The sequence below is a fragment of the Streptomyces sp. MS19 genome, from assembly GCF_047200595.1.
Taxonomy (GTDB): Bacteria; Actinomycetota; Actinomycetes; order Streptomycetales; family Streptomycetaceae; genus Streptomyces.
Genome location: NZ_JBJZOH010000026.1, coordinates 1 through 24,047 on the forward strand (window position 1 = coordinate 1; position 24,047 = coordinate 24,047).

Genomic DNA, 24,047 nt, shown 5'->3' on the forward strand with positions numbered 1-24,047 from the left:
CCCCATACCCACACAACACACGCGGAACACCAAGGTCGGATGAAGCAGCATGCAGCGAGGCACGCGGAACCTGGAGGGTCAGGTGGGCGTTTAGGGGGTGGGATGGGGTGAAGGTGGTCGTGGACCCGGGGGGACGGGGAGTTGTGGGAGCGGGCACACTTTCACCCTGGACAGCACATCTCTACCGATCGGAATAGGTCATAGATGATCACCCTGACGAAAGATGACGAACCGGCTGATCTCGATGGGATCACGCACATGTCCATCGGGGTCTCCTGGGACCCCACCGCCGGGAGCAGCGGGGGCGTCCTCGGGAAGGTGCGGCGGAAGATGGGGACCGACCTCGATCTGATCGCCATCGCCCTCCAGGGCAGCGACCCCGTGCGTCTCGCCGGGCTCGACTCGCTGGATCCGCTCGGGAACGGCGCGCTCCTGCACACCGGGGACAACCAGACCGGCCGTGGCGAGGGCGACGACGAGACCGTGACGGTCGAGTTCGGGCGGATACCGCCGAACATCACGTCGGTCGTGTTCGTCGCGAGCGCGTTCAAGCGGGGCAGCAGCTTCCAGAAGGCCCGCAACGTGAGCTTCAAGGTGTACGACGCGACGGGTGGGAGCACCCAGCAGGTCGCCGACATCTGGCCGAGCCTGATGACGAGCGACAACAGCTGCGCCATAGCCAAGGCGTTCCGGGTCGGTTCCTCGTGGAAGCTCCAGGTGCTCAACCAGACCGGCAAGACCAAGCAGGGTGACGAGCTGTCCCTGATGCGGTTCGCCGCGGGCGCGTAAGGCGAGCGGCGCACGGGCGTCCGGTGCGGCCGGGCGCCCGGCGCGCTCCCGTGGGGGCGAGGGGGATATGTTCTGCTGCGGGGCGGGCGTAGCTGTGGTGGTGCGTTCGCGCCGGTGAGGGGCGTGTGGCGCTCTTCGCGTCGAGCGAGGGAACAGCAGAACGGCCGTGGACGTGGGCAAGGAAGACAGCGGGGGTCCCATACCGGGGCGCGGGTGGCGGCGCTGGGCGATGGACACCCGGCCGTTGCGGCGCCCGGCGTACCGGCGGCTGTGGGGGTCGACGGTGGTCACGGCGGTCGGCAGTCAGCTGACGGCTGTGGCGGTGCCCAAGCAGATCTACGACATCACCGGTTCGTCGGTGTGGGTCGGTTACGCGAGTCTCGCGGGTCTGGTGCCGCTGGTGGTGTTCGCGCTGTGGGGCGGGGCGGTCGCCGACCGGATGGACCGGCGGAAGCTGTTGCTGATCAGCGACTCGGGGATCGCGGTGACGTCGGTGCTGCTGTGGGCGCAGGCGTTCGCCGGTCTTGATTCGGTGGCGGCCTTGATGGTGCTGCTGGCGGTGCAGCAGGCGTTCTTCGGTCTGGTGTCGCCGGCGCGCAGTGCGTCGATCCCCCGGCTGGTGCCGGCGGACGAGCTGCCCGCGGCGAACGCGCTGGGGTCGACGGTGTCGCAGACGGGGATGCTGGTCGGTCCGCTGCTGGCCGGGGCGCTGATCCCGGTGATCGGGCTGGCCGAGCTGTATCTGATCGACGCGGTGGCGCTGAGTGCCGCGGTGTGGGCGGACTGGCGGCTGCCCGCGCTGCCGCCGCTGGGGGGTGCGGCGGCGGTCGCCCGTTCGGGGTGGCGGGAGATCGTGGCGGGTTTTCGGTACATAGCGGCGCACAAGGTGCTGCTGCTGTCGTTCCTGGCGGACATCATCGCGATGGTGCTGGGGATGCCGCGTGCGCTGTTCCCGCAGTTGGCGTCGGAGACGTATGTGGCGCATGGGGAAGGGTTCGCGCTGGGGGTGCTGTACGCGGCGATCCCGGTGGGGGCGGTGCTGGGCGGTCTGGCGTCGGGCACGTTCTCGCGGGCGCGGCGGCATGGGCTGCTGGTGATTGCGAGTGTGATCGCCTGGGGGTTGGCGATCATGGGGTTCGGGTTGAGCGGGAGTCTGTGGGTGGCGCTTGCGTTCCTGGTGGCGGCCGGGGTCGCGGACATGGTGTCGATGGTGTTCCGCGGGGCGATCCTGCTGTCTGCGGCGACGGATGAGATGCGGGGGCGGATGCAGGGGGTGTTCACGGTGGTGGTGGCCGGTGGGCCGCGGCTGGCGGACGCGCTGCACGGGGCGGGGGGTTCGGCGTTCGGGCCGCGTACGGCGATCGCGGTCGGCGGGGGTCTGGTGGTGGTGCTGTCGCTGGCCCTGGCAGCGGCGCCGACGCTGCGCCGCTACCGGGCCTGACGGCGCCTGCGGATCAGGCGGGGATGGCGTGGAGGAGCCGTTCCCATTCGGGGTACTTGGCGAGCTTCGCGGTGTGGAGGGCGGCGACGCGCGTGGCGGCGTCGGGGTCGGGGTCGTCGGTGAAACGGACGGCGGCGAGGCGGGCGAGGCGCGGGAGGATCGTCCAGTCGCCCTCGATGTGCGCGGGGTCGTGGAGGTAGCGCTCCAGGGCGTCGAGGTCCTGGAGGGAGGCGCTGTAGGCGTGGGTGAAGCCCTCGGCGGGGTCGCCGATGTCGCGGCCGACGGTGCCGAAGGCGACGGATTCGACGGAGGCGGTGCGCCGCATGAGGGCGAGTACCTCGGCCCGTTCCTCCTCGGTCGTCTCGTCCTTGAAGGTGAAGCGGAGGACGTTGGTGATCATGGTGGCCTCTCGGGACGCTCGCACGAATGAACCAGTGAGTTCAAATTAATGCACTGGTTGGTTGAGGCGCAACGAGGGGTCCGGTGGCGCGGGCGCCGGTGCAGGAGGCGCCCGCGCCACCGGGGTCATGCCGGGCGTACGGCGGCCCGGCGGGGGTGGGTCACGGCATCAGCACGGAGTCGATCAGGTAGACCGTGGCGTTGGCCGTGCGGACGTTGCCGCAGACCACGGAGGCGTCGCCGTTCACGGTGAAGGACTCCCCCGAGCCCGAGGTCGTCAGCGTGCCGCCCTGGAGGGTCTCGAAGCTGCCGTCCGCCAGGTCCTCGGGCGCCAGGCGCTCTCCGACGACGTGGTACGTGAGCACGTCGGTGAGGGCGTCCTGGTCGGCGAGCAGGGCGGTGAGGTCGGCCTCGGGGATCTGGGCGAACGCGTCGTCGACCGGCGCGAAGACGGTGAGGGCCTCGGCGTTGTTGAGGGTGTCGCCCAGTCCGGCGGCGGTGACGGCGGCCACCAGCGTGGTCAGCTCGGGGTTGTTGCCCGCGGCGGTGGCGACGGGGTCCTGCGCCATGCCGTCGAAGCTGCCCGCGCCGTCGGCGGGGACGCCCGCGCAGGCCGGGCCGAACGGGGCGGACGCGTCGGACATGCCGCCGTCACCGGGGTCCTCCGAGGGCTGCTCCTCGTTGCCCTGCTCCTGGGCGCTGCTGCTGTCGGAGGACTCGGCGGCGGAGTCGTCGCCGTCGGAGGAACAGGCGGCCAGGCCGAGGGGCAGGACGGCCGCGGCGACGAGGGCGAGGGTGGTGCGGCGCATGCGGTTGATGTTCACGGGGTTCTCCTGGAGAGCGTTGCGTGTGGGGGTGGGTCTGCCGAAGGTGTCCAGGCGCTGGACGGGGGGTCAGGTCACGTCGACCACCACCGAGTGCCATCCGGTCGCGCCGCCGGGGATGGGGTCGGAGCGTTCGGCGGTCTGTGTCTGCCCGGTGCGGTCGGTGGCGCGGACCTCGATGCGGTGCCTGCCGGGACGTGCGGGCCAGTCCCAGCGCCACTGGCGCCAGGTGTCCGCGGTGTCCTCCTCGGCGAGCAGGGCGTCCTGCCAGGGGCCGTCGTCGACGCGGACCTCGACCCGGTCGATGCCGGTGTGCTGGGCCCAGGCGACTCCGGCGACGGGGACGGTGCCCGCGGCGAGGCCGTCGAAGCCGCGGGGGGTGTCGATGCGGGCCTGGGTCCTGATGGGGGCCTGCGCGGCCCAGTCGCGGCGGACCCAGTAGGCGTCGAAGCCGGCGAAGGTGGTGAGTTCGATGTCCTCGATCCATTTGCACGCGGAGACGTAGCCGTAGAGGCCGGGGACGACCATGCGGACGGGGAAGCCGTGCTCGAACGGGAGGGGTTCGCCGTTCATGCCGACCGCGAGGAGGGCGTCGCGGCCGTCCATCACGGCCTCGACGGGTGTGCCCAGGGTCATGCCGTCCACGGAGCGGGCGACGAGCTGGTCGGCGCGGCCTCCGGCGGAGGGCGGGCGGACGCCGGCCTCGCGCAGGACGTCGGCCAGGGGTACGCCGATCCAGCGGGCGTTTCCGGCGTAGGGGCCGCCGACGGGGTTGGAGACGCAGGTGAGCGTGATGTTCCGCTCGATCAGGTCGCGGGCCAGGAGGTCGTCGAAGGAGAGGCTGAGGGGCCGGGTGACGCCGGTGCCGTGGAGGGTGAGGCGCCAGGTGCGGGCGTTCACCCTGGGGACGGTGAGCGCAGTGTCGATGCGGTAGAAGTCGCTGTTGGGCGTCAGGTAAGGGGTGATGCCGGGGATGTCCAGGCTGGCGCCGCGTGGTGACGGGGTGACGGGCGATGCGGGGGCGGGGATACGGATCGCGTCCCGGGCGGCGGCGGCCTCGGTGCGGCCCGCCGCGTTGATGCGGGCGGCGAGGGTGCCGGAGGCGGCGGACACGGCGGCGACGGAGGTAGCGGCAAGGACGAAGCGGCGCCGGTCGAACGGCGGGGGCGCGCCGGGCGGGAGCTCGGGGTGGGGCCCCGGTGCGGGGTGGTGCCGGGCGGGGAGTTGCCCGGCCAGCGCGTACAGGACAGCCGCGCCGGTCACCGCGCCGAGGAGCGAGGGCACGGCGTCGAACCGTCCGGCGTCCGGGCGTCCCGCGGCGGCGACGGCTCCCACCGCGCCGACGAGCAGGACACCCGCCGCCGCCGGCCGGCGCAAGCGTGTCGCCAGCAGGCCGAGCGCCAGGGCCGCCAGGACGAGCACCGCGAGGATGCCGAGGCGCAGGACGAGCTTGTCGTCGGTGCCGAAGGTGCGGATGGCCCAGTCCTTGACGGGGGCCGGGGTGCGGTCCACTACGGCCCCGCCGAGCGCGGTGACCGGCCCGGCCTCGCGGCGTACGAGGGAGGCGGTCAGCTCGGCGGCGGCGAGGGCGGCGCCTGCCGCGAGGAGGCCGGACAGCGCGCCGGGGACGGCTACGCGGCCCGCCGGTCGCCGCCGGTCCCCGTCGCGCGGGGCGCCGTTGCCGCTGTCGTTGCCTGCCATGCCCGTACTTCGGGGCGGGGCGGGCGGTGGATGGGTGTGACTTCGGGTGAATTCCGCGCGAGGGGTGGCGGACGTGACGACGCCGCCGACCGCTCGGGTGCGGTCGGCGGCGCGGAGGGGGCGCGGGTCAGGCGGCCGGGAACGCCATGACGGCCAGCGGGTCGCCGGTCGGCTGCCGGGAGCCGCCGTCGGGTTCGAGGGTGACGCCCATCCCGGACGCGCCGCCGACGGCGCCGTCCATGAGGACCGTCTCCCCCTCAGCCGCCGGGTCGAGCAGGCCTGCGGGCCGCATCCGGCCCCCGTCGTCGAACCACAGCTGGTACACCTGGCCGGGCGGCGGAGCGGCCAGCCCGGAGACGGCGAACGCCGCGCGGTCCGCCGAGGCGGACACGACGACGGTCGCGCTGCCGCCGCCGGGGAGGGCGCCGGTGGCCACCCGGGCGTCCGGCGCGGACATCACGCGGGACAGTTCGGCGGCGCGTGCCTCGACCCGTTCCGCCTGCGCGCGGGCGTCCCGCGCTGCCTGCCACTGCCAGACGGCGGTGCCGCCGAGCGCCGCAGCCGTCACACAGGCGGCCAGGGCGAGGGCGAGCGTGCGCCGGGGCCGTACGGCGCGCCGTACGGAGGTGTCGGCGGTGCGGTCGCCGCCGGGCGGGGGTTCCTGGCGGACGCTGCCGATCCGCCGCAGGACGGCCTCGCACATCGCCGGAGGCGGCGGCTCGGCGACCGCGGTGCCGAGCCGGGCGGCGGTCTCCAGCAGTTCGGCGACCTCGGCCGCGCAGGCGGGGCAGCGTGCGAGGTGGTCCTCGAACCGTTCGCGTTCTGCGGGCAGGACGGCGTCCAGCGCGTAGGCGCCGCCGAGGGTGTGCAGCTCGGCCTCGTCGTCACGCGTCGTTCCCCCGCCGCTCGTTCCGGCGCCCTTCATGACATCACCCCCAGGCAGTCGCGCAGTCGGATCAGGCCGTCCCGCATCCGTGTCTTGACGGTGCCGAGCGGCAGTTTGAGGAGGTCGGCGACCTCCCGGTGGGTGAGGCCCCGGTAGTAGGCGAGGGTGACGGACTGCCGCTGCCGTTCGGTGAGTCCGCCCATGCAGCGTTTGACCTGCTCGCGTTCGAGGCGGGCCTCGACCTGTTCGGTGACCTCGTCGAACGCCGGGGTGCGCTCCAGCAGGGCGGCGCGCTGCTCGCGGTCGCTGGCGGCCTGGGCGGACCGTACGCGATCGACGGCGCGGCGGTGCGCGAGGGTCATGATCCAGGCCATGGCGGAGCCGCGTTCCGGTCGGTACTGGGCGGCGCAGCGCCACACGTCGATCAGCACCTCCTGGGTCACCTCCTCGGACTGGGCGGGGTCGCGCAGCACCGACCTGACCAGTCCGAGGACGGGTCCGGCGACGCGGTCGTAGACCGTGGCGAACGCGTCCTGGTCGCCGCGCGCGACCTCGGCGAGCGACTCGGCGAGGCCGGTGGGGCCCTCGCCCTGCCGTGGGAGGCCGGTGAGGCGGGCGGAATCCCTCACCTGTCGTCTCCTTCGGCGGCCGGGGCGTGGCGGTTCGGCCGGGCGGCCGTGCGGGCGGGATCCATGCGACTTTCTCCGAACGACGGCGGTCATGGCGCACCGTGCGGTGGCCGTGCGGTATTCGCCGCCGGTGCCCGCGCGGATTGGTGCGGGCTGGGTTTTTTCACTGGCCGCCCGGTAGGTGTCCGGCTGTGGGGACATGGTCTCCTGCCGGGTTGTCCGCCGGGTGGGCGGGGTCGCATGGGTGTGCGTTCTTCCGCCAGGGGCTCCTGGGGGCCAGGCTGTTGGTCCGGTGTGGTGTCCACAGGGGAACGGGGTGGGTGCGGGTGGCGAGGCGGTCACGGCGGCGTGAGCGGGTGGCGGTGTGGGGTGCGGTGGGGATGTTGGCGCTGGTGCTGTGGCCGGGGGTCGGGCGGGCAGTGCTGGCGGCGGTGGTGCTGGTCGTGGTGGGGGGCGTCGGGTGGTGGGCGTGGCGGACGCATCGCGCGCTGCGGGAGCGGGACATGCGATGGCGGGCGGAGGACCGGGTGCTGGCGGCGAACAGGCGGCTGGCGGATGTGGACGGCCTGGACGGTGACTCGTTCGAGCGGTTGGTGGCCGCGCTGCTGCGGCGTGACGGGTGCGGGGATGTGGTCAAGGTGGGCAGGAGCGGGGACAACGGGCGGGATGTGACGGGGGTGCTGCCGGATGGGCGCTCCATGCTGGTGCAGTGCAAGCGGTTCGCGCCGCACCGGGCGGTCGGGGAGCGGGACATGCGGGACCTGCTGGGCACGCGGACGCACTTCCGCGCGGATGTGGCGGTCTTCGTCACCAACACCCGTTACACGCGGCCCGCGCTGGATTTCGCGGTGGCCAACGGCATCCTCGTCGTGCACCGCGATCTCTTCGCGTCCTGGCTGAACGGGGCGCCGTTCGCCTCGGTGGTGGGTGTGGGCGCGCGGGGGCAGGGCGACGGGCGGCATCTGGCGCGGTGGCGGCGCACGTACGGCGCCGCGCGCCCCCGGGCGGGGCGGCGGCGCGTGTCCTGAGTGATCCCGGCGGAGGGCGGACATGTCCCGGTGGGCCTGCCCCCTTGTCACCGGTGTGGGGCCCACCGGCCGTCCAGCGCGGCGGTGCCGGAGCCGTCGTGGCGCCGGACCGTACCGCGAGAGGCGGCACGAAGAGCGGGGCCGGCCGTCCGATCAGGAGATCCGGGTGCTGTCGCCAGGCGCGCGCCGCGCCTCCTGACGGTGCCGTGGACGGGCCGTCAGGGGGCGTGGGCGCGGCCGGGTCAGGGGGCGGACCACTTCTGCGCGGGGTTGCCCGAGCACCAGGCGATCTGGAGGGGGGTGCCGTTGGAGGCGTTGGCGTTGGCGACGTCCAGGCACATGTCGGCGGCGACGTTGACGATGTCCCCTGCGGTGCGTTCGATGCGCCAGTGCTGGCGCGTGTCGGACGGTGCGCAGGCGGCGAGGACGGCGCGGGTGCCGTCGGTGATGGCCCCGCCGGAGAGCGCCAGGCACTTGCCCGCGATGCGGAGCGTGCCGTCGGAGGCGACCATCCACTGCTGGTTGGCGGAGTTGGAGCAGTCGCCGATGCGGCTGCCGGTGCCCGCGGCGCTGCCGGGTACCTCGGCGCACTTGCCCGCGAGGCCGATGATGTGGCCGGTCGTGCCGGTGACGGCGGGCGGGGCGGGCGGCGGGGCCGGGTCGTTGCGGGGGGCGGGGTCGTCGGGCTCGTCGTCCTCCTCCGGCTCCTCCTCGCGAGTGTCCGCGCCACCGGAGCCGTCGTCCTGGGCGGCGGGCGGGGCGGGCGGCGGGGCCGGGTCGGGGGCCGCCGCGTCCCGTTCGTCGGACTCCGCCGGCTCGTCCCGTTCCGCGGGCTCGTCGGCGGGCTCGGGCTCCGGCTCGGGAGTGGTGGGATCGGCCTCCGGCGAGGCCGGGGCCGGTGGCGCGGCGCCGGGCCCGCCCGCCGTGCCGTCGGGGACGGTGCCGGTGGCGACGGGTGCCGTGTCGTCGGGGCCCAGGAGGCGGGCGGTCACGGTGGCGGCGCCTGCGACCGTGGCGGTGACCAGGGCGGTCGCGCACAGGGTCGTCCAGACGCGGCGGCCGGGCCGCAGGCCGGTGGGTGGCCGGGCGGGCTTACGGGCGAAAGTCGTGGAAAAACGTTCCTCGGACACCGGGCTCCTCTGCTCGCGGGGAGGGGGCTGGGGTGTGCGAGGTAGAGGGTATGCGCTGCGGGCGCCGCGCGCCGCCCCGCCCCCGGGAAGGCGCGGAACGTGCCGGGTGCCCGGCCGCCGGCGGCGGCCGGGCACCCGGGTGTCACGCGTCACGCCGGGAGGGCACCGTTCAACTGGGCAGGACCCAGCGCTGGTTGGCGCCGCCGTGGCAGGACCACAGATGCAGCCGTGTCCCGTCTGCCGAAGAGACTCCGTCGGCGTCCGCGCACCTGTTGCTCACCGGGTTCAGGAGCGCCCCGTCGGCCTGGGGCGTCCAGCGCTGGTCGGTGCCGCCGTCGCAGGTGAACAGCTGGATGGCGGAACCGTCGCCGGTGCCGGTCGCGGTCATGCACTTGCCCAGCGCGCGGATCGTCCCGTCACCGGGCAGCGTCCAGTTCTGGGCGCCCGTTCCGTTGCACGTCCACAGCTGGATGCGCGTGCCGTCCGCCGTGTTGGAGCCCGAGACGTCCACGCACTTCCCGTCGAGACCCGTGATCCGCCCCGTCACCGGGTTGGGCCCTGGGCCGCCGCCCAGTTCCTTGATGCGGATGTTGCGGAACGACGCGGTGTCGCCCGTGCCGTGGTTCTGGAGCCCGATGTGGCCCTGCTGGAGGCTGCGGGCCGGGTCGGTGTTGGTGAAGTCGTTGATCAGCCTGCCGTTGAGGTAGATCCGCAGGCGTTCGCCCTCGACGAGGAGTTCGTACGTGTTCCACTCGCCGGGCGGGTTGAGCGCGGCGTCGCGGGCGGCGAGGTCGGCCGACTGGAAGCCGTAGACGGAGCCGGTGGTGCGGTCGGCGGCGTCAGTGGCGTCGATCTGGATCTCGTAGCCGTTGTCGACCGCCGACCACGGGTCGGACGACGGCGGGAAGCCGACGAAGACACCCGAGTTGTCGTCGCCGTCGAGCCGCCAGTCGAGCTTCAGCGAGTAGGACGTGAACTGCTGCGCCTGGTACCAGAGCATGCCCATGCCGCCCTGGGACGTCAGCGTGCCGTCGGACAGGGAGAACGACCCCGGGCCGGCCTGCGACCAGCCCGTGGTGGCCGAGCCGTCGAAGAGGCTGCGGTAGCCCGTCTCGGGGCGGCAGTCGGCCTCGGTGACCCCGGCGGCCCAGCGGATGCCGCCCAGCAGGTGGCGGGTGAACGCCGCCTCGCTGAACGACTCGGCCGTGTGGCCGCCGCCGGTGTAGAACGCGCGGCCGCCCTGGTAGTCCTTGCACCAGGCGATGGGGTGGTCCCCGCTCATGTTCCCGCCGGTGTAGCTCGATTCGTTGAGCGAGGCGAGGACGTGCGCGGTGGAGCGGGGGTTGGTGCGGTAGTTGTACCACTCGTCGGTGCGCTGCCAGGTCGTGCCGAGGTGCGCCGTGGCGTCGTGCGCACGGTCCTCGACCCGTACCTGCGCGGACTGGATGTGGGGGTGCGAGTGGAAGAGCGCGCCGGCCAGGCCGTCGTACCAGGGCCAGTCGTACTCGGTGTCGGCCGCCGCGTGGACGCCCACGTAGCCGCCGCCGTCGTTGATGTAGCCCTCGAACGCGGCCTGCTGCGCGCCGTTGAGGACGTCGCCCGTCGTGGACAGGAAGACGACCGCCTCGTACTGGGCGAGGTTGCCGCTCGTGAAGGCGTTCGCGTCCTCGGTCGCGGTGACGGTGAAGTTGTTCGCCGCGCCGAGCTGGTTGATCGCGGTGATGCCCTCGTCGATCGAGTCGTGCCGGAAACCGGCCGTCTTGGAGAAGACGAGGACCTGGTAGGCGGGGTCGTCGGGCGCGGCGGTGGCGGACACCGCCGTGAGGGCGGGCAGCGCGGTCGCGCACAGCAGGGCTCCGGCCGCCATGCGGGCGAAGCGGGTCAGTGTTCGGCTCATGAGGGGAGGACCCATCTCTGGTTGGCGCCGCCGTGGCAGGACCACAGGTGGAGGCGTGTCCCGTCGGCCGAGGAGACTCCGTCGGCGTCGGCGCACTTGTCGGAGGTCGGGTTGAGCAGCGCCCCGTCGGCCTGGGGCGTCCAGCGCTGGTCGGTGCCGCCGTCGCAGGTGAACAGCTGGATGGCGGAGCCGTCGGCCGTGCCCGTGGCGGTCATGCACTTGCCGAGCGCGCGGATGGTGCCGTCACCGGGCAGCGTCCAGTTCTGGGCGCCGGTCCCGTTGCACGTCCACAGCTGGATGCGCGTGCCGTCCGCGGTGTTCGAGCCGGAGACGTCCACGCACTTCCCGTCGAGACCCGTGATCCGCCCCGTGGCCGGGTCGGGGCCGGTACCGCCGCCGGTGGTCAGGGTGAAGTCGTCGAGGTCGAGGAGGGCGCCCTGGCCGGTGGGGCCGGTGAAGACGAGGTGGAGCGTGGTGGTCCCGGCAGGTGGATTGGTGATGGCGGTGCTCACGTTCTGGAAGACGTCCCAGCCGCCGGTCGGCGCGACGGCGACCGAGCCGAGCAGGGTGCCGGTGGGCGAGCCCGCGCGGACCTGTATCGTGCCGCCCGCGCCGCCGGAGGAGACGCGCGCGGTGAACCGGGTGACGTCGGAGAGCAGGTAGGGCTGGAAGGCGATCCAGTCCCCGTTGTCGACGAAGCCGACGGTCCTGCCGCCGTGCGCGGTGCCGTGGCTGGCGACCTCGACGCCCTGCGAGGAGGAGAAGTGCTCCGCCTGGCGCTGGCGGGTCTGGGTCTGCGCCTGGTCGTGGACGGTCAGGCCGCCGTTGTCGGTGTAGACGGCGTCGAAGACCCCGAAGATGTTGGCGTTCGGGTCGTGTTCGCCGTCCGCGAGGGTCTGGAGCGTGCCGGAGCAGCCGGTGGCGGACGTCTGCGGGTGGCCGTGGCTGTCGTGGCCGAGGATGAAGTTGACCGTGACGCGCGAGCAGTCGATCGTGCCGTCCTCGGGGTCGCTGACGACCACCCGGAAGGGCACGGCGTCGCCGAAGTCGACGAGCTGTCCCTCGGCGGGCAGTTCGAGGCGTACGGTCGGTGCCGTGTTGCCCACCGAGATCTGGACGGACGCGGTGCCGGTGGCGCCGGTCGAGTCGCGGACGGTGAGGGTGGCGGTGTAGTTGCCGTTCTGGTTGTACGTCTTGCTCGGGTTGGCGGCGGTGGAGCTGGTGCCGTCGCCGAAGTTCCACGCGTACGTGATCGGGTCGCCGTCCGGGTCGTTGCTCCCGGCCGAGGAGAACTGCACGGTCAGCGGGGCGGGGCCCGAGGTGCGGTCGGCCGATGCCTGGGCGACCGGGGAGCGCCCGTTGGTCACGTTCTCGATGCGGTAGACGCCGCTGTTGGCGTCGCCGTTGAACCAGCCGGTGCCGTAGTCGAGGACGTAGAGCGCGCCGTCGGGGCCGAAGGCGGCGTCCATGACCTGGGTGCCGGTCCAGGGGAACGCGTTGATGGCGCCCGCCGCGCCGTTGGCCTGGATGTCGATGTTCTTGATCCAGCGGCGGCCGAACTCCAGGGCGAAGAAGTCGCCGTCGAACTCGGCGGGGAACTTGACGGCCGACTGGAGGTTCGGGTCGTAGTTGTAGACCGGGCCGGCCATGGGCGACTCGGAGCCGCCGCCGAACGCGGGGACGGAGTTGCCGTCGTACGGTATCCAGGCCGCGCGCGCAGGGGGCAGGGTGGTCTGGCCGGTGTTGTTCGGCGAGTTGTTCACGGGGGCGGCGCAGTTGAAGGCGCTGCCCGACGTGTTGTCGGCGAAGTTGAAGTCGACGTACGGCTGGTTGTCGCCGACGCAGTAGGGCCAGCCGTAGTTGCCCGCGCTGGTGATCCGGTTGAACTCGACGAGTCCGGCCGGGCCGCGCGACGAGGACGCGGTGCCCGCGTCGGGGCCGTAGTCGCCGACGTAGACGACGCCGGTCCGCTTGTCGACGCTGATGCGGAACGGGTTGCGGAAGCCCATGGCGTAGATCTCGGGCCGGGTGCCCGGCGTGCCGGGGGCGAAGAGGTTGCCTGACGGGATGGAGTACGTCCCGTTGGGGTTGACCTTGATGCGCAGGACCTTGCCGCGCAGGTCGTTGGTGTTGCCCGCCGAGCGCTGGGCGTCGAACGCGGGGTTGCGGTTGGTGCGTTCGTCGATGGGCGTGTACCCGTCGGAGGCGAAGGGGTTCGAGTCGTCGCCGGTGGACAGGTAGAGGTTGCCCTGGGCGTCGAAGTCGATGTCGCCGCCGACGTGGCAGCACTGGCCGCGGTTGGCGGCCACGTCGAGGATGCGGACCTCGCTGGCGAGGTCGAGCGTGTTGCTCGTGGTGAGGGTGAAGCGGGAGAGGCGGTTGACGCCGTTGAACGGTGCGAACGCCGCCGCGTCGCCCTCGCTCGGCGCGTCGCCGGCGGGGGTGTCGAGCGGGGGCGCGTAGTAGAGGAAGATGTGCCGGTTGGTGGCGAAGTTGGGATCGACTCCGACGCCCTGGAGGCCTTCCTCGTCGTGGGAGTAGACGGGGACGCGGCCGGCGACGCTGGTGTTGCCGTTGGCGTCGGTGATGCGGAGCGTGCCGTCGCGCGAGGTGTGGAGCACCGAGCGGTTGGGCAGCACGGCGAGCGTCATCGGCTCGCCGGTCTCGGCGACGCCCCTGGCGAGCGTCACCTGCTGGAATTCGGCAGCCGCTTCGATGGGCGCGGCCGGGGCCGGGTCCGCGGTGGCGGTGGACGGGGCGATGACCGTGAGGGCGCCCGCCATGGCGAGCACCGACCCTGTCAACGCGGCGAAGAACCTTCTGAATCTCCTGTGCACGTGCGTCCTCCGTGGACAACGGGGGGCATGGGAACGAGCAGTGGCACAGGCGCGCGCCGTCGCGCCGGGGCATGCGGGAACCGTCGGACGGGAGGGGTGGCTCCGCAGGCCAGAGGTGATGGGCACCGGCAGGCAAGACCGGGGCTCACAGGGAAGGTAACGACTAAGCACGTCGCTGGATAGTCCTCCCGCGCGCCGGAATCCGGTGTGCCCGCGGGGCGGCCGGAACCGGTACCGTCACCCCGCCGTCTCGTTGTCCGGTCGTGCGGGGAACGGCGGGGTCCTGGGGGCAGGATGTGCCCACGGGCGTTGCGGATCGGAGAAGGTGGGCGGATGGGCGTTCCTGACGGTGGCGGGCTGCCGGACCTGCCGGATGTGGGGACGTACGTCGTGGACGAGCGGGGCCACATCGTGCGGGTCTCCCGGCGGGCGGCGGAGCTGCTGGGCCGGGCGCCGGAGGAACTGGTGGGGCGGGACGCGCACGACCTGCTGCACCGTGACAGCCAGGGGCGGACGCTGCCGCGGGCGCGGTGCCCGATGCTGCGGGCGTTCCTCGGCGGGCGGACGGCGCGGGGCGACCTGGAGTGGTTCGAACGCGGGGACGGCTCGCCGCTGGCGACGTCGTGGCTCGTCACGCCCTGCGGCCTGGGCGACGGCCGTACGGGGGCGCTGGTGCTGCTGCACCGGTCGCCGTCCGCCGCGGCCGGCGGCTGGGAGGCGGCGGGGACGGCCGCGCCGCTGTCGGAGCTGGACCGGCTCGCGCTGCTGGCGGAGACGACGACCCGGCTGACCTCGACGCTGGACACCGAGGAGGCGCTGCGGCGGCTGGAGCGGCTGGTCGTGCCGCGGCTGGCGGACTGGGCGGTGGTGGACCTGATCACCGAGGAGGACGAGGTGTGGCGGACGGCGGTCGTCGGGCACGAGGGCGGCGCGCTGGTGCGGCGGGAGGATCTGGAGGGTCCGCTGCCGCCGGTGGTGCCCGACTCGCCGATGCCGCTGTCCCGTGCCCTGCGGGGGGCGGCGTCGGCCCTGACCGGCCCGGACGCGTACGAGGTGGCGCCCGACTCGGGGGTGGCGGTCGTCCAGCGGGCGCTGTTCCGTGCGACGGGCATGCACTCGGCGGCGATCGCGCCGATCCGGGGGCTGCGGGAGGTGCTGGGGGCGCTGACGCTGGGGCGGTCGGCGCAGCCCGTGGCGTTCGGGGCGGCGGAGCTGTCGCTGCTCGACGACATCGCGAGGCGTGCCGGGCTCGCGCTGGACAACGCGCGGCTGTACCAGCGGCAGCGGCGGGTCGCCGAGACGATGCAGCGGCATCTGCTGCCGCAGCTGCCCGGCGTGCCCGGTCTGGAGATGACGGCGCGGTACGTGCCGGCGCCGCAGGCGTCGCAGGTGGGCGGCGACTGGTACGACGCGTTCGTCCTGCCCGACGGGGCGACGGCGCTGGTGATCGGTGACGTGGTGGGGCACGACCTCGACGCGGCGGCGGGGATGGCGCAGATCCGGAACATGCTGCGCGCGTACGCCTGGTCCGAGGGGGAGCCGCCGGGCGCGGTGGTGGACCGGCTGGACCGGGCGGTCCCGCACATCGCGGAGGCGTCGGTGGCGACGCTGGTCCTCGGCCGCGCCGAGCCGCTGGACGGCGGGGGCTGGCGGCTGCGGTGGGTGAACGCGGGGCATCCGCCGCCGCTGCTGGTGACGCACGACGGGAAGACCCGTTTCCTCGACGAGGGGCACAGTCCGCTGCTGGGCACGGGCCTGGTGCCGGGCCGCTCGGACGCGGTGGCCGCGCTGCCGCCGCTCTCGACGCTGGTGCTGTACACGGACGGGCTGGTGGAGTCGCCGGGCCACTCGATCGACGAGGGGCTGCTGCGGCTGCGGCAGCACGCAGCGGCGCTGGCGCGGCGGCCGCTGGGCGCGTTCTGCGATCTGCTGCTGGCGCGGGTGCGTCCGTCCGACAACGACGACGACGTGGCGGTGCTGGCGCTGCGCATCCCGGACGGCGGCTGAGGCGGGGCCCGGCGGGCATTCGCCCGTGGGGGAAAGCACGGGGCTTGGCGCGGGTGTTCGGGAATGGGCGGGCGGGAAGTCCGGAATGTTGCCGCGCATTGCGGTCGCGTGGCAGGTTCGTGGATTTTCCCTGATTTCCTTTTCCGGCTCACGGCGCGCTGCCTAGGCTCCGGGAGCAGAGCGAGGGAAAAGGGGCGCACATGGCCGTCACGGACGAATTCCTGGAGCACAACGCCTCGTACGCGGCGGGCTTCGAAGGCCCGCTGCCGCTGCCGCCCGCGCGGCGCGTCGCGGTCGTGGCCTGCATGGACGCGCGGCTGAACCCGTACGGCGCCCTCGGGCTGCGGGAGGGTGACGCGCATGTCATCAGGAACGCCGGCGGCGTGGTGACGGACGACGTGATCCGTTCACTGGCCATCAGTCAACGGCTGCTCGGCACACGGGAGATCGTGCTCGTCCACCACACCGACTGCGGCATGGTGACCTTCACCGACGACGCGTTCAGGCAGGGGATCGAGAACGAGACGGGGCTGCGTCCGCCCTGGGCGGCGGAGGCATTTCCCGACGCCGAGGAGGACGTGCGGCAGTCGTTGCGCCGTATCGCGGCGAGTCCTTTCGTGCCGCACAAGGAATCCGTGCGCGGCTTCGTCCTCGACGTGTCCACCGGGCGGCTGGGCGAGGTCGTCTGAGTCCCCGCGTCCGCCGCCGCTCCCCCGCATCCCCCACACCCGCACACCCGCACACCCGCACACCCGCACCGAGACTCCCGAGGAACCCGCATGAGCCAGCCCGTCGACGCCGTGACCGGCGGACACACCCCGCAGGACGACGACCGGCCCGAGCCGTCGGCCGCCTGGTCGTTCGAGACCCGCCAGATCCACGCCGGGGCCGAGCCCGACCCGGCGACCGGCGCCCGCGCGGTCCCGATCTACCAGACGACGTCGTTCGCCTTCCGGGACACGCAGCACGCCGCCGACCTGTTCTCGCTCGCCGAGCCGGGCAACATCTACACCCGCATCCACAACCCGACCCAGGACGTGCTGGAGCAGCGCGTCGCGTCGCTGGAGGGCGGTGTCGCGGCCGTCGCGGTCGCGTCGGGGCAGGCCGCCGAGACCCTCGCGATCCTGACGCTGGCCGGGGCGGGCGACCACGTGGTGTCGAGCGCGTCGCTCTACGGCGGCACGTACAACCTGTTCCGCCACACGCTGCCGCGCTTCGGGATCGAGGTGTCCTTCGTCGAGGACCCGGACGACACGGAGGCGTGGCGCGCGGCGGCGCGGCCGAACACCAAGGCGTTCTTCGCCGAGTCGCTCGGCAACCCGCGCGGCAACGTCCTGGACGTCGCGGCCGTCGCCGGCGCGGCGCACGAGGCGGGCGTGCCGCTGGTCGTGGACAACACGGTGCCCACGCCGTACCTGTTGCGGCCCCTCGACCACGGCGCGGACGTGGTGGTGCACTCGGCGACGAAGTTCCTCGGCGGGCACGGCACGACGATCGGCGGCGTCGTGGTGGACGGCGGCACGTTCGACTTCGGCGCGCACGCGGAGCGCTTCCCCGACTTCAACGAGCCCGACCCCAGCTACCACGGCCTCCAATACTGGCCCGCGCTGGGCCCGAGCGCGTACGCGGTGAAGCTCCGCGTGCAGCTGCTGCGCGACCTCGGCCCCGCCATCGCGCCGCACTCCGCGTTCCTGCTGCTCCAGGGCGTGGAGACGCTGAGCCTGCGCGTGGACCGGCACTCGTCGAACGCGCTGGCGCTCGCCCGCTGGCTGGAGCAGCGCGACGAGGTGGCGGCCGTCCACTACCCGGGCCTGGAGTCGAGCCGCTGGCACGCGGCGGCGCAGCGGTACCTGCCGCGCGGCGCGGGGGCGGTCGTCGCGTTCGAGCTGCGCGACGGCGTGGAGGCGGGCAAGCGGTTCGTGGACGGCGTGAGCCTGTTCAGCCACCTCGCGAACATCGGCGACGTCCGCAGCCTGATCATCCACCCGGCGTCCACGACGCACAGTCAGCTGGACGAGGAGCAGCTCGCCGCGACCGGCACGTCGCCCGGCCTCGTCCGGCTGTCGGTGGGGCTTGAGCACGTGGACGACCTGGTCGCCGACCTGGAGAGCGGCTTCCGCGCGGCGAAGGGCGCGTCCTGAACACGGCGGCCGACACCGTCCTCCCGCCGGTCACCGGGGCCTGGCGGGAGGGCGACCCGGTGGGCGCGCGCCGCTTCGCGCGGCTGGGCCCGCTGCGCCCCGAGCGCGGCGGCGAACTGCCGGACGTGACCCTGGCGTACGAGACGTGGGGCCGTCCGGCGCCCGACGGGTCGAACGCGGTGCTCGTCCTGCACGCGCTCACCGGCGACAGCCACGCCGCAGGTCCCGCCGGTCCCGGGCATCCGACGGCGGGCTGGTGGGACGGGCTGATCGGGCCGGGTCGCCCGCTGGACACGGACCGCTGGTTCGTGGTCGCGCCGAACGTCCTGGGCGGCTGCCAGGGCAGCACGGGCCCCGCGTCGCCGGGCCCCGGCGGGCGGCCGTGGGGCGGCGCGTTCCCGCTGCTGACGCCGCGTGACCAGGTGGCGGCCGAGGCGCTGCTCGCGGACGTACTGGGCGTCGGCCGGTGGGCCGCCGTGATCGGCGGCTCGATGGGCGGCATGCGGGCGCTTGAGTGGGCGGTGACGCACCCGGGACGTGTCGGGTCGCTGTTCCTCCTGGCCTGCTCGGCGGCCGCGTCCGCCGAGCAGATCGCCTGGTCGGACGCGCAGATCCAGGCCGTGCGGAACGACCCCGGCTGGCGCGGCGGGCACTACCACGACGCCCCGCCGGGCCGGGGGCCGCACCTCGGCCTGGGGCTGGCCCGGCGGATCGCGCACGTCACGTACCGCAGCGAGCCGGAGCTGGCGGCGCGCTTCGGGCGCGCCGGGCACGACGGCAGGTTCGACGTGCAGGACTACCTGGACCACCACGCGGAGAAGCTGGTGCGCCGCTTCGACGCGGCCAGCTATGTGGTGCTCAGCGACGCGATGAACGCGCACGACATCGGCCGCGACCGGGGCGGCGTCGCGGCGGCGCTGCGCCGGGTGCGGGCGGCGACGCTGGTCGCGGCCGTGGACTCCGACCGGCTGTACCCGCCGTCGCAGCAGGCGGAGCTGGCGGGCGGCATCGCGGGGGCGGACGGGCTGCGGGTGATCAGGTCGGCGCGGGGGCACGACGGGTTCCTGGCGGAGACGGAGCAGGTCGGGGCGCTGCTGCGCGAGCTGCTGGCCTGACGCGGACGGCGGCGCCCCGGCTGCCGCCGCCGGGTGCCCCGGTTAGCGTCGTCGCAGGACGCCCGCAGCGAAGGGAGCACGCGGATGGAACGCCGTGCCGACTGGCCCGTGCCCGCCGAGGGGCTGGTGCTGACGCATTTCCTGACGGTGAGGGACGTGGCCGTCTCGCGCCGCTTCTACGCCGAGGTGCTCGGCGGCGAGGTGGTGCTGGACGAGAACCCGTGCATCGTGAAGGTCGCCAACGGGTGGCTCATCATGAACCCGGGCGGCGGGCCGACGCCGGACAAGCCGGGGATCACGCTGCGGGCGCCGAAGGAGGGCGACCCGGTGTCGTCGTTCCTCAACGTGCGGGTCGCGGACATCGCGGCGTTCCACGCGCACGCGGTGGCGCACGGCGCGGAGTTCGTGACGGAGCCGCTGGACCGGAAGGCGGAGATCCGCTGCTACTTCCGGGACCCGGACGGCTACCTGATCGAGGTCGGCCAGGCCACCGGCATGCTGGAGGGACTCTTCGCCGACACGCCGGGCCGGTCGGGCTGAGGTGGGGGCGTTCAGCGGAGGGTGAGGACGTTGCCGGTGATCAGCTCCGCCTCGTCCGACGCGAGGTGGGCGATGGTCTTCGCGACCTGTTCAGGGGTGGCGACGTGGAAGAGCGTGGGGCTCTGCGCGACGAAGCGGCGTACCTCGTCGGTGACCCAGCCGGTGTCGGTGACGGGCGGGTGGACCACGTTGGCCGTGATGCCGAGACCGGCCAGTTCGGCGGCGGCGGAGAGCGTGTAGTCGGTCTGGGCGGCCTTCGCGGCGCCGTAGGACACCTCGCTCGGGAAGCCGAGCGCGCCGCCCGAGGTGAGGCCCACGACGCGTCCCCAGTCCGCGCCGCGGGCGCGGTGGCGCCGTGCGAGTTCCCCGATCAGCAGGGCGGGGGCGAGGGCGTCGACGGCGAACTGCCGCTGGAACGTCTCGGGGCTCACGGGGCGCATCGGCCGTCCGAAGCGGTCGGCGGACTCCGGGGTGAAGGTGTCCTGGACCCAACCGGAGGCGTTGTTGACCAGGATGTCCACCGGCCCGAGGTGTTCCTCGGCGAAGTCGAAGAGCGCGGCGGGCGCCGTCGTGTCGGCGAGGTCGGCCGCGTACGCCGCCGCCTGTCCGCCCGCCCGGCGGATCTCCCCGGCGGTGTCCTCCCCGGTGGGGCCGCCGTCGGGGCCCGGGTCGAGGTAGGCGCACAGGACGGCGGCGCCGCGGGCGGCCAGTTCGCGCGCCGTGGCGGCGCCGATGCCGTGGTTCGCGCCGGTCACGAGGGCGACGCGGCGTGCGGAGGAAGCGGTGTGCATGGGGCGGGATTCTCACACGGCGCGGCGCCCTCGGGGAACCGGATTACGGGGGCGACCGGCCGGGTGCACGGCGTCCGGAGGAGCCGTGCATGATGGCCGGGGAACTGATGTGCGGGTGCGGGGGTGGGGGCGGGCGTGGAGATCCGGCTGCTGGGGACCGGCTCGGCCGACGGATGGCCCAACCCCTGGTGCGTGTGCCGCTCGTGCGCCTGGGCGCGGGAGACTCCCGGTGCCGAGCGCGGGCAGACGAGCGTGCTGGTCGACGGCACGCTGCTGATCGACACGGGCAGTGCGCGCCGGGCGCGCGTGCCGCTGCACGAGGTGCGGACCGTCCTGTTCACGCACGCGCATCCGGACCACGCCGATCCGCAGCCGCTGCTGTGGCGGCAGTACGCGCAGGCGCGCCGGGAGGTGGCGGAGCCGCTGGAGGTGGCCGGGCCGCCCGCGGCGCTCGACCTGTGCCGTGACTGGGTGGCGCCCGGGGCGCCCGTCACGTGGACGCCGCTGCTGGCGGGGGACACAGTGCGGCTGGCGAGCGGCCACCGGGTGCGCGCGTTCGCCGCCGACCACTGGCGCGGCGACCCGTACGTCGGCCCGGCGCTGCTGTATTCGGTGGACGACCGCCTGCTCGCCGCCTGGGACACCGGGCCGCGGCTGCCTGAAGTGGCGCACGCGCCTTACGACTTCGTGCTGCTCGACTGCAACGACGGGCTGCGGCGCGGCGACGGGCAGCACCACGACCTGGCGGCGTTCGCGCGGACGGTCGCGGCGCTGCGGGAACGGGGGGCGGTCGGCGCGCGTACGCAGGTCGTCGCCGTGGCGCTCGGCTGCGCCAACCCGCCGGGGCCGGAGCTGGACGCGATCCTCGCCCGGGTGGGGGCGGCGGCGCCGTTCGACGGGACGGTGCTCGTCCCGGGCAGCGGGGTGCGGTGAACGCTGAGCGGGGCCGCCCGGCGCGTGGCCGGGCGGCCCCTGGCGGGCGGCGTCAGCCCAGCAGGCCGGGGCGCTTCCACTCCTCGCCGAGCACGTTCTGCGCGAGGAAGGCGAAGACGGTCTCGTACCAGACCGTGGCGTGGTTGGGCGTCAGGACCCAGTGGTTCTCGTCGGGGAAGTAGAGGAACTTGTGCGGGCTGGTGCCGTCCGCGCGGCCGTCCTTGGCCTGGAGGTCGGCCCACAGGCGGAAGCCCTCGCCGACCGGGACGCGGTAGTCCTTGTCGCCGTGGATGACCAGCATCGGCGTGGTGATCTTGCCGATCCCGTGGTGCGGCGAGAACTCGTCGGCCATCTCGGGGGTGAACTCCTCCGCGAAGGCATACGCGTAGTCGCTGACGCGGATCGAGTGCTCCAGCGTCCACAGGGAGGCGTGGGTGACGATCGCGTCGAAGCGGTCGGTGTGGCCCGCGACCCAGTTGGCCATGTAGCCGCCGTACGAGCCGCCCATCGCCGCGGTGCGGTTGCCGTCGATGTCGGAGCGGCGCTCGGCCTCGTCGGTGAGGGACATCAGGTCGGTGTACGGGGTGCCGCCCCACTGGCCCCAGCCGCGGCGGATGAAGGCGTTGCCGTAGCCGGTGGACAGGGCGGGGTCGGGCTGGAGGACGGCGTAGCCGCGGGCGACGGCGAGCCACTGGTTCCAGCGCCAGGACCAGGCGTTGGTCGAGCCGAGCGGGCCGCCGTGGATCCAGAGCAGGAGCGGGGCGGGGTTGTCGGCGGAGGCGCCTTCGGGGAGGGACAGCCAGGCGCGCAGCGGGGTGCCGTCCTCGGCGGTGGTGGTGACCTCGGTCAGCCGGCCGGGCAGGGTGGCCGGGCGGCCCAGCGCGTCGGCCGGGCCGGGGAGGGGCTGGAACGGGCCGGGCGCGTCGAGCGGTACGCGGACGGGCGCGGGCGGGGCGTCCATGGCGGAGCGCACGGCGTAGACCCAGCGGCCGTCGGGCGACACGTGCGGGTCGCTGTAGGCGCCGTCGTCGGGTGTCAGCCGGGTGGTCTCGCCGGTCTCGGCGTCCACGCGCCACAGGGGCGAGCGGCCGTTGTCGTCGGCGGACAGCACGAGGGCCGAGCCGTCGGGGGTCCAGGCGGGGGTGTGGGGCCAGCGGTCCCACTCCTTGGTGAGGTGGCGTACGGGGCCGCCGTCCAGGGGGACGATGGCCAGCCACTCCTCGACGGCGACCTCGGGGTCGAGGCGGCTGGAGACGACGACGGCGACGCGTGTGCCGTCCGGGGAGATGCGGGGCGCGATCACCTCGCCGATCGCGGGATCGTCGAGGAGCGTCCTGCGCTCGCCCGTCGCCGTGTCGACGGCGACGAGGGTGAGGCGCTGGCGTCCGCCCTCCTCGGGGACCATCCAGGCGGCGGCGACGGTGCCGCCGTCGCGGGAGAGGTCCCAGCCGCCGTCGTCGTGGAGTGCGGCGCCGACGTGGCCGGTGAGGTCCTCGGGGGACGCGGGGGCGGCGTCCGGGGCGGCGTCGTCGGGGAGCCCGGTGGTGAGGAGGCGGGTGGTGGCGGGGCCGAGGTCGTGGTCCCACAGGCGCGTCTGCGTGGCCTCGTGCAGGATCGCGGTGACCTTGGCCTTCTTGCGTGCCTCGCGCAGCTCCGCGTCGTGGTCGGTGCCGGTGGCGGACGGCAGCAGTTCCGAGGCGATGACGACGGTGCCGGAGGCGCCGGCGAGGGCGGCCTTCACGCCGCCCGCGGGGGCGGCGACGAGCCGCGGGTCGCCGCCCGCGGCGGGCTGGGCCCACAGCGCGGGCGCGTCCTGGGGGTCGGAGTCGCCGGGGGCGGGGCGCGAGGAGACGAACAGCAGGTCGCCCGAGGGGGCGAAGACCGGGCCCGAGACGGCCTTGTCACCACGGGTCAGGCGCCGGGCGGGGCGTCCGCCCTCGGGGTCGATCTCCCACAGGGCCGGCACGAACCGGGCGCGTTCGCTGTCGAGCGTCGCGGCGGTGACGACGAGGCGGCTGCCGTCGGGCGACAGCGCCAGGCCGCCGACGCGCGGCAGGTCGGCGTAGGAGTCGAGGTCGTGGAAGGCGGTGCCGGGTGCGGCGTCCTGATCAGGGCTTTTCGTCATTCCGTCTTCTTATCACCCGGCACTGACGGGTTTCCATGCCGTTTCGCGGGCGTATTCCGCCGCGCGGTGGCGGCCCCGGTGGCGAGAACCGGCCACCCCGTGGCCGGTGCCGGACGGCGGCGGCGCGGACGGCCCGTACCATGGGCGGGCCGGTCTCCCCCGGTGCGGGCACCGCCCGCCGGGGCAGGGGCGCGGCGGCCGGTGCGGCACATCGCGCGGCGGGGGGCTCGTACGGGACATGCGGGCGGCCTTGCGCGGTGCCGGCTCCGGCGGACAGCAGAGGGACAGCCCCTCGGGGTCCGCGGTGGCGCGGACCGGCCGCACCGGAGAGGAACGAGACGTGCAGTCCCGACGGACGTCGCCCGACGTGCTGGCCCGGATGGACAGGCTGCTCGGGGAGGAACCGCCCGCGCGCAGCGGCGCCGTGTGGCGGCTGTCCGAGGGGGACCGGCAGCTGGACGCCAATGTCATCCGGCTCGCGCCGGGCACGGAGGTTCCCGCCCATGTCGAGCCGGACGTGGACGTCCTGCTGTACGTGGTCGGCGGCGACGGGCGGCTGCGGACGGACGAGGGCGCCGTGGACCTGTCGCCCGGCAGCCTCGTGGCGCTGCCCCGGGGAACGAGCCGTGCGCTGTCGGCGGGGGCGCAGGGCATGGCCCATCTGACCGTCCACCGCAGGCGGCAGGGGCTCAGCATCCGGCAGGGCCCGGCGCGGCCGGTGGGCGGCGTCCCGGCGGTGGCCGCGACCGGCTGCGCGGCCTGCGGGCGGCGGGTGCGGGAGGCGGACGCGCTGTACTGCGCCCGCTGCGGCGCGGCCCTGCCGCCCGGCTGACA

The 24,047-nt window shown here is 74.2% G+C and carries 20 protein-coding genes; 10 read left to right on the forward strand and 10 right to left on the reverse strand.

The genetic code is table 11. The features are described 5' to 3' along the window. Nucleotides 1–204: 204 nt before the first annotated feature. Together ACL02R_RS21670 and ACL02R_RS21675 are read left to right on the forward strand one after the other, a co-directional pair. Nucleotides 205–789: a TerD family protein gene (locus ACL02R_RS21670; protein ID WP_412798629.1), complete on the forward strand. Its 585-nt coding sequence runs from the start codon at nucleotides 205–207 to the stop codon at nucleotides 787–789. Nucleotides 790–955: 166 nt separating this feature from the next. Then, on the forward strand, nucleotides 956–2,230 hold the full coding sequence (locus tag ACL02R_RS21675) for an MFS transporter (protein ID WP_412798630.1): 1,275 nt from the start codon (nucleotides 956–958) through the stop codon (nucleotides 2,228–2,230). Nucleotides 2,231–2,243: 13 nt separating this feature from the next. Here the strand turns inward: ACL02R_RS21675 and ACL02R_RS21680 are convergent, their stop codons facing one another. From ACL02R_RS21680 to ACL02R_RS21700, 5 genes are all read right to left on the reverse strand, one after another. Beyond that, the gene (locus tag ACL02R_RS21680; RefSeq protein WP_412798631.1) at nucleotides 2,244–2,630 is read right to left on the reverse strand and encodes a Dabb family protein; all 387 of its coding nucleotides are present in this window, start codon (nucleotides 2,628–2,630) and stop codon (nucleotides 2,244–2,246) included. A 160-nt stretch (nucleotides 2,631–2,790) separates the two neighbouring features. Next, nucleotides 2,791–3,453, reverse strand: coding sequence for a fasciclin domain-containing protein (locus tag ACL02R_RS21685; RefSeq protein WP_412798632.1), 663 nt, complete (start codon nucleotides 3,451–3,453; stop codon nucleotides 2,791–2,793). A 69-nt stretch (nucleotides 3,454–3,522) separates the two neighbouring features. Then, the gene (locus ACL02R_RS21690; RefSeq protein WP_412798633.1) at nucleotides 3,523–5,154 is read right to left on the reverse strand and encodes a molybdopterin-dependent oxidoreductase; all 1,632 of its coding nucleotides are present in this window, start codon (nucleotides 5,152–5,154) and stop codon (nucleotides 3,523–3,525) included. Nucleotides 5,155–5,281: 127 nt separating this feature from the next. Beyond that, nucleotides 5,282–6,079, reverse strand: coding sequence for an anti-sigma factor domain-containing protein (locus tag ACL02R_RS21695; protein ID WP_412798634.1), 798 nt, complete (start codon nucleotides 6,077–6,079; stop codon nucleotides 5,282–5,284). Beyond that, the gene (locus tag ACL02R_RS21700; RefSeq protein ID WP_412798635.1) at nucleotides 6,076–6,669 is read right to left on the reverse strand and encodes a sigma-70 family RNA polymerase sigma factor; all 594 of its coding nucleotides are present in this window, start codon (nucleotides 6,667–6,669) and stop codon (nucleotides 6,076–6,078) included. The genes ACL02R_RS21695 and ACL02R_RS21700 overlap by 4 nt, the downstream gene beginning before the upstream one ends. 380 nt (nucleotides 6,670–7,049) lie before the next feature. Here ACL02R_RS21700 and ACL02R_RS21705 point away from each other — a divergent pair, with 380 nt between their 5' ends. After that, nucleotides 7,050–7,697, forward strand: coding sequence for a restriction endonuclease (locus tag ACL02R_RS21705; protein ID WP_412798636.1), 648 nt, complete (start codon nucleotides 7,050–7,052; stop codon nucleotides 7,695–7,697). 242 nt (nucleotides 7,698–7,939) lie between these two features. Here ACL02R_RS21705 and ACL02R_RS21710 read toward each other — a convergent pair whose 3' ends face one another. From ACL02R_RS21710 to ACL02R_RS21720, 3 genes are all read right to left on the reverse strand, one after another. Beyond that, the gene (locus ACL02R_RS21710) at nucleotides 7,940–8,827 is read right to left on the reverse strand and encodes a ricin-type beta-trefoil lectin domain protein (RefSeq protein ID WP_412798637.1); all 888 of its coding nucleotides are present in this window, start codon (nucleotides 8,825–8,827) and stop codon (nucleotides 7,940–7,942) included. A gap of 169 nt (nucleotides 8,828–8,996) precedes the next feature. Continuing rightward, the gene (locus ACL02R_RS21715; RefSeq protein ID WP_412798638.1) at nucleotides 8,997–10,724 is read right to left on the reverse strand and encodes a ThuA domain-containing protein; all 1,728 of its coding nucleotides are present in this window, start codon (nucleotides 10,722–10,724) and stop codon (nucleotides 8,997–8,999) included. After that, the gene (locus ACL02R_RS21720; protein ID WP_412798639.1) at nucleotides 10,721–13,561 is read right to left on the reverse strand and encodes a PQQ-dependent sugar dehydrogenase; all 2,841 of its coding nucleotides are present in this window, start codon (nucleotides 13,559–13,561) and stop codon (nucleotides 10,721–10,723) included. Before ACL02R_RS21720 ends, ACL02R_RS21715 begins: the two co-directional genes overlap by 4 nt. A 333-nt stretch (nucleotides 13,562–13,894) precedes the next feature. Here ACL02R_RS21720 and ACL02R_RS21725 point away from each other — a divergent pair, with 333 nt between their 5' ends. The 5 genes from ACL02R_RS21725 (at nucleotide 13,895) to ACL02R_RS21745 (ending at nucleotide 19,364) form a co-directional block, all read left to right on the forward strand. Beyond that, a complete protein-coding gene (locus tag ACL02R_RS21725) occupies nucleotides 13,895–15,568 on the forward strand; it encodes a SpoIIE family protein phosphatase (RefSeq protein ID WP_412798640.1) in 1,674 nt (557 codons plus the stop codon). Nucleotides 15,569–15,768: 200 nt separating this feature from the next. Next, nucleotides 15,769–16,257 (forward strand): beta-class carbonic anhydrase, encoded by a 489-nt coding sequence (locus tag ACL02R_RS21730; protein WP_412798641.1) that lies wholly within the window; start codon nucleotides 15,769–15,771, stop codon nucleotides 16,255–16,257. A 90-nt stretch (nucleotides 16,258–16,347) separates the two neighbouring features. After that, complete coding sequence (locus tag ACL02R_RS21735; RefSeq protein WP_412798642.1) at nucleotides 16,348–17,709, forward strand: bifunctional o-acetylhomoserine/o-acetylserine sulfhydrylase; 1,362 nt, start codon at nucleotides 16,348–16,350, stop codon at nucleotides 17,707–17,709. Further along, nucleotides 17,706–18,824 carry a homoserine O-acetyltransferase MetX gene (gene metX / locus ACL02R_RS21740; protein ID WP_412798677.1) on the forward strand — a complete coding sequence of 373 codons (1,119 nt, stop codon included), beginning with the start codon at nucleotides 17,706–17,708 and terminating at the stop codon, nucleotides 18,822–18,824. The genes ACL02R_RS21735 and metX overlap by 4 nt, the downstream gene beginning before the upstream one ends. An 84-nt stretch (nucleotides 18,825–18,908) precedes the next feature. Continuing rightward, on the forward strand, nucleotides 18,909–19,364 hold the full coding sequence (locus ACL02R_RS21745; protein WP_412798643.1) for a VOC family protein: 456 nt from the start codon (nucleotides 18,909–18,911) through the stop codon (nucleotides 19,362–19,364). Between the two features lie 11 nt (nucleotides 19,365–19,375). On the opposite strand, the gene ACL02R_RS21750 is transcribed toward ACL02R_RS21745, so the two are convergent. Then, nucleotides 19,376–20,155 (reverse strand): SDR family NAD(P)-dependent oxidoreductase, encoded by a 780-nt coding sequence (locus ACL02R_RS21750; RefSeq protein WP_412798644.1) that lies wholly within the window; start codon nucleotides 20,153–20,155, stop codon nucleotides 19,376–19,378. Between the two features lie 135 nt (nucleotides 20,156–20,290). Between ACL02R_RS21750 and ACL02R_RS21755 the strand changes: the two genes are divergently transcribed. Beyond that, complete coding sequence (locus ACL02R_RS21755; RefSeq protein ID WP_412798645.1) at nucleotides 20,291–21,088, forward strand: MBL fold metallo-hydrolase; 798 nt, start codon at nucleotides 20,291–20,293, stop codon at nucleotides 21,086–21,088. A gap of 52 nt (nucleotides 21,089–21,140) precedes the next feature. Here ACL02R_RS21755 and ACL02R_RS21760 read toward each other — a convergent pair whose 3' ends face one another. Then, nucleotides 21,141–23,213 (reverse strand): S9 family peptidase, encoded by a 2,073-nt coding sequence (locus ACL02R_RS21760; protein ID WP_412798646.1) that lies wholly within the window; start codon nucleotides 23,211–23,213, stop codon nucleotides 21,141–21,143. Between the two features lie 340 nt (nucleotides 23,214–23,553). Between ACL02R_RS21760 and ACL02R_RS21765 the strand changes: the two genes are divergently transcribed. Continuing rightward, nucleotides 23,554–24,045 (forward strand): cupin domain-containing protein, encoded by a 492-nt coding sequence (locus ACL02R_RS21765; protein ID WP_412798647.1) that lies wholly within the window; start codon nucleotides 23,554–23,556, stop codon nucleotides 24,043–24,045. Nucleotides 24,046–24,047: the final 2 nt, after the last annotated feature.

Coding starts and splice junctions, on each gene's coding strand:
- ACL02R_RS21670 (WP_412798629.1), top strand. CDS start 205: ATGATCACCCTGACGAAAGATGACGAACCGGCTGATCTCGATGGGATC.
- ACL02R_RS21680 (WP_412798631.1), bottom strand. CDS start 2,630: ATGATCACCAACGTCCTCCGCTTCACCTTCAAGGACGAGACGACCGAG.
- ACL02R_RS21735 (WP_412798642.1), top strand. CDS start 16,348: ATGAGCCAGCCCGTCGACGCCGTGACCGGCGGACACACCCCGCAGGAC.
- ACL02R_RS21705 (WP_412798636.1), top strand. CDS start 7,050: ATGTTGGCGCTGGTGCTGTGGCCGGGGGTCGGGCGGGCAGTGCTGGCG.
- ACL02R_RS21725 (WP_412798640.1), top strand. CDS start 13,895: ATGGGCGTTCCTGACGGTGGCGGGCTGCCGGACCTGCCGGATGTGGGG.
- ACL02R_RS21715 (WP_412798638.1), bottom strand. CDS start 10,724: ATGAGCCGAACACTGACCCGCTTCGCCCGCATGGCGGCCGGAGCCCTG.
- ACL02R_RS21690 (WP_412798633.1), bottom strand. CDS start 5,154: ATGGCAGGCAACGACAGCGGCAACGGCGCCCCGCGCGACGGGGACCGG.
- ACL02R_RS21750 (WP_412798644.1), bottom strand. CDS start 20,155: ATGCACACCGCTTCCTCCGCACGCCGCGTCGCCCTCGTGACCGGCGCG.
- ACL02R_RS21695 (WP_412798634.1), bottom strand. CDS start 6,079: ATGAAGGGCGCCGGAACGAGCGGCGGGGGAACGACGCGTGACGACGAG.
- ACL02R_RS21730 (WP_412798641.1), top strand. CDS start 15,769: ATGGCCGTCACGGACGAATTCCTGGAGCACAACGCCTCGTACGCGGCG.
- ACL02R_RS21745 (WP_412798643.1), top strand. CDS start 18,909: ATGGAACGCCGTGCCGACTGGCCCGTGCCCGCCGAGGGGCTGGTGCTG.
- ACL02R_RS21760 (WP_412798646.1), bottom strand. CDS start 23,213: ATGACGAAAAGCCCTGATCAGGACGCCGCACCCGGCACCGCCTTCCAC.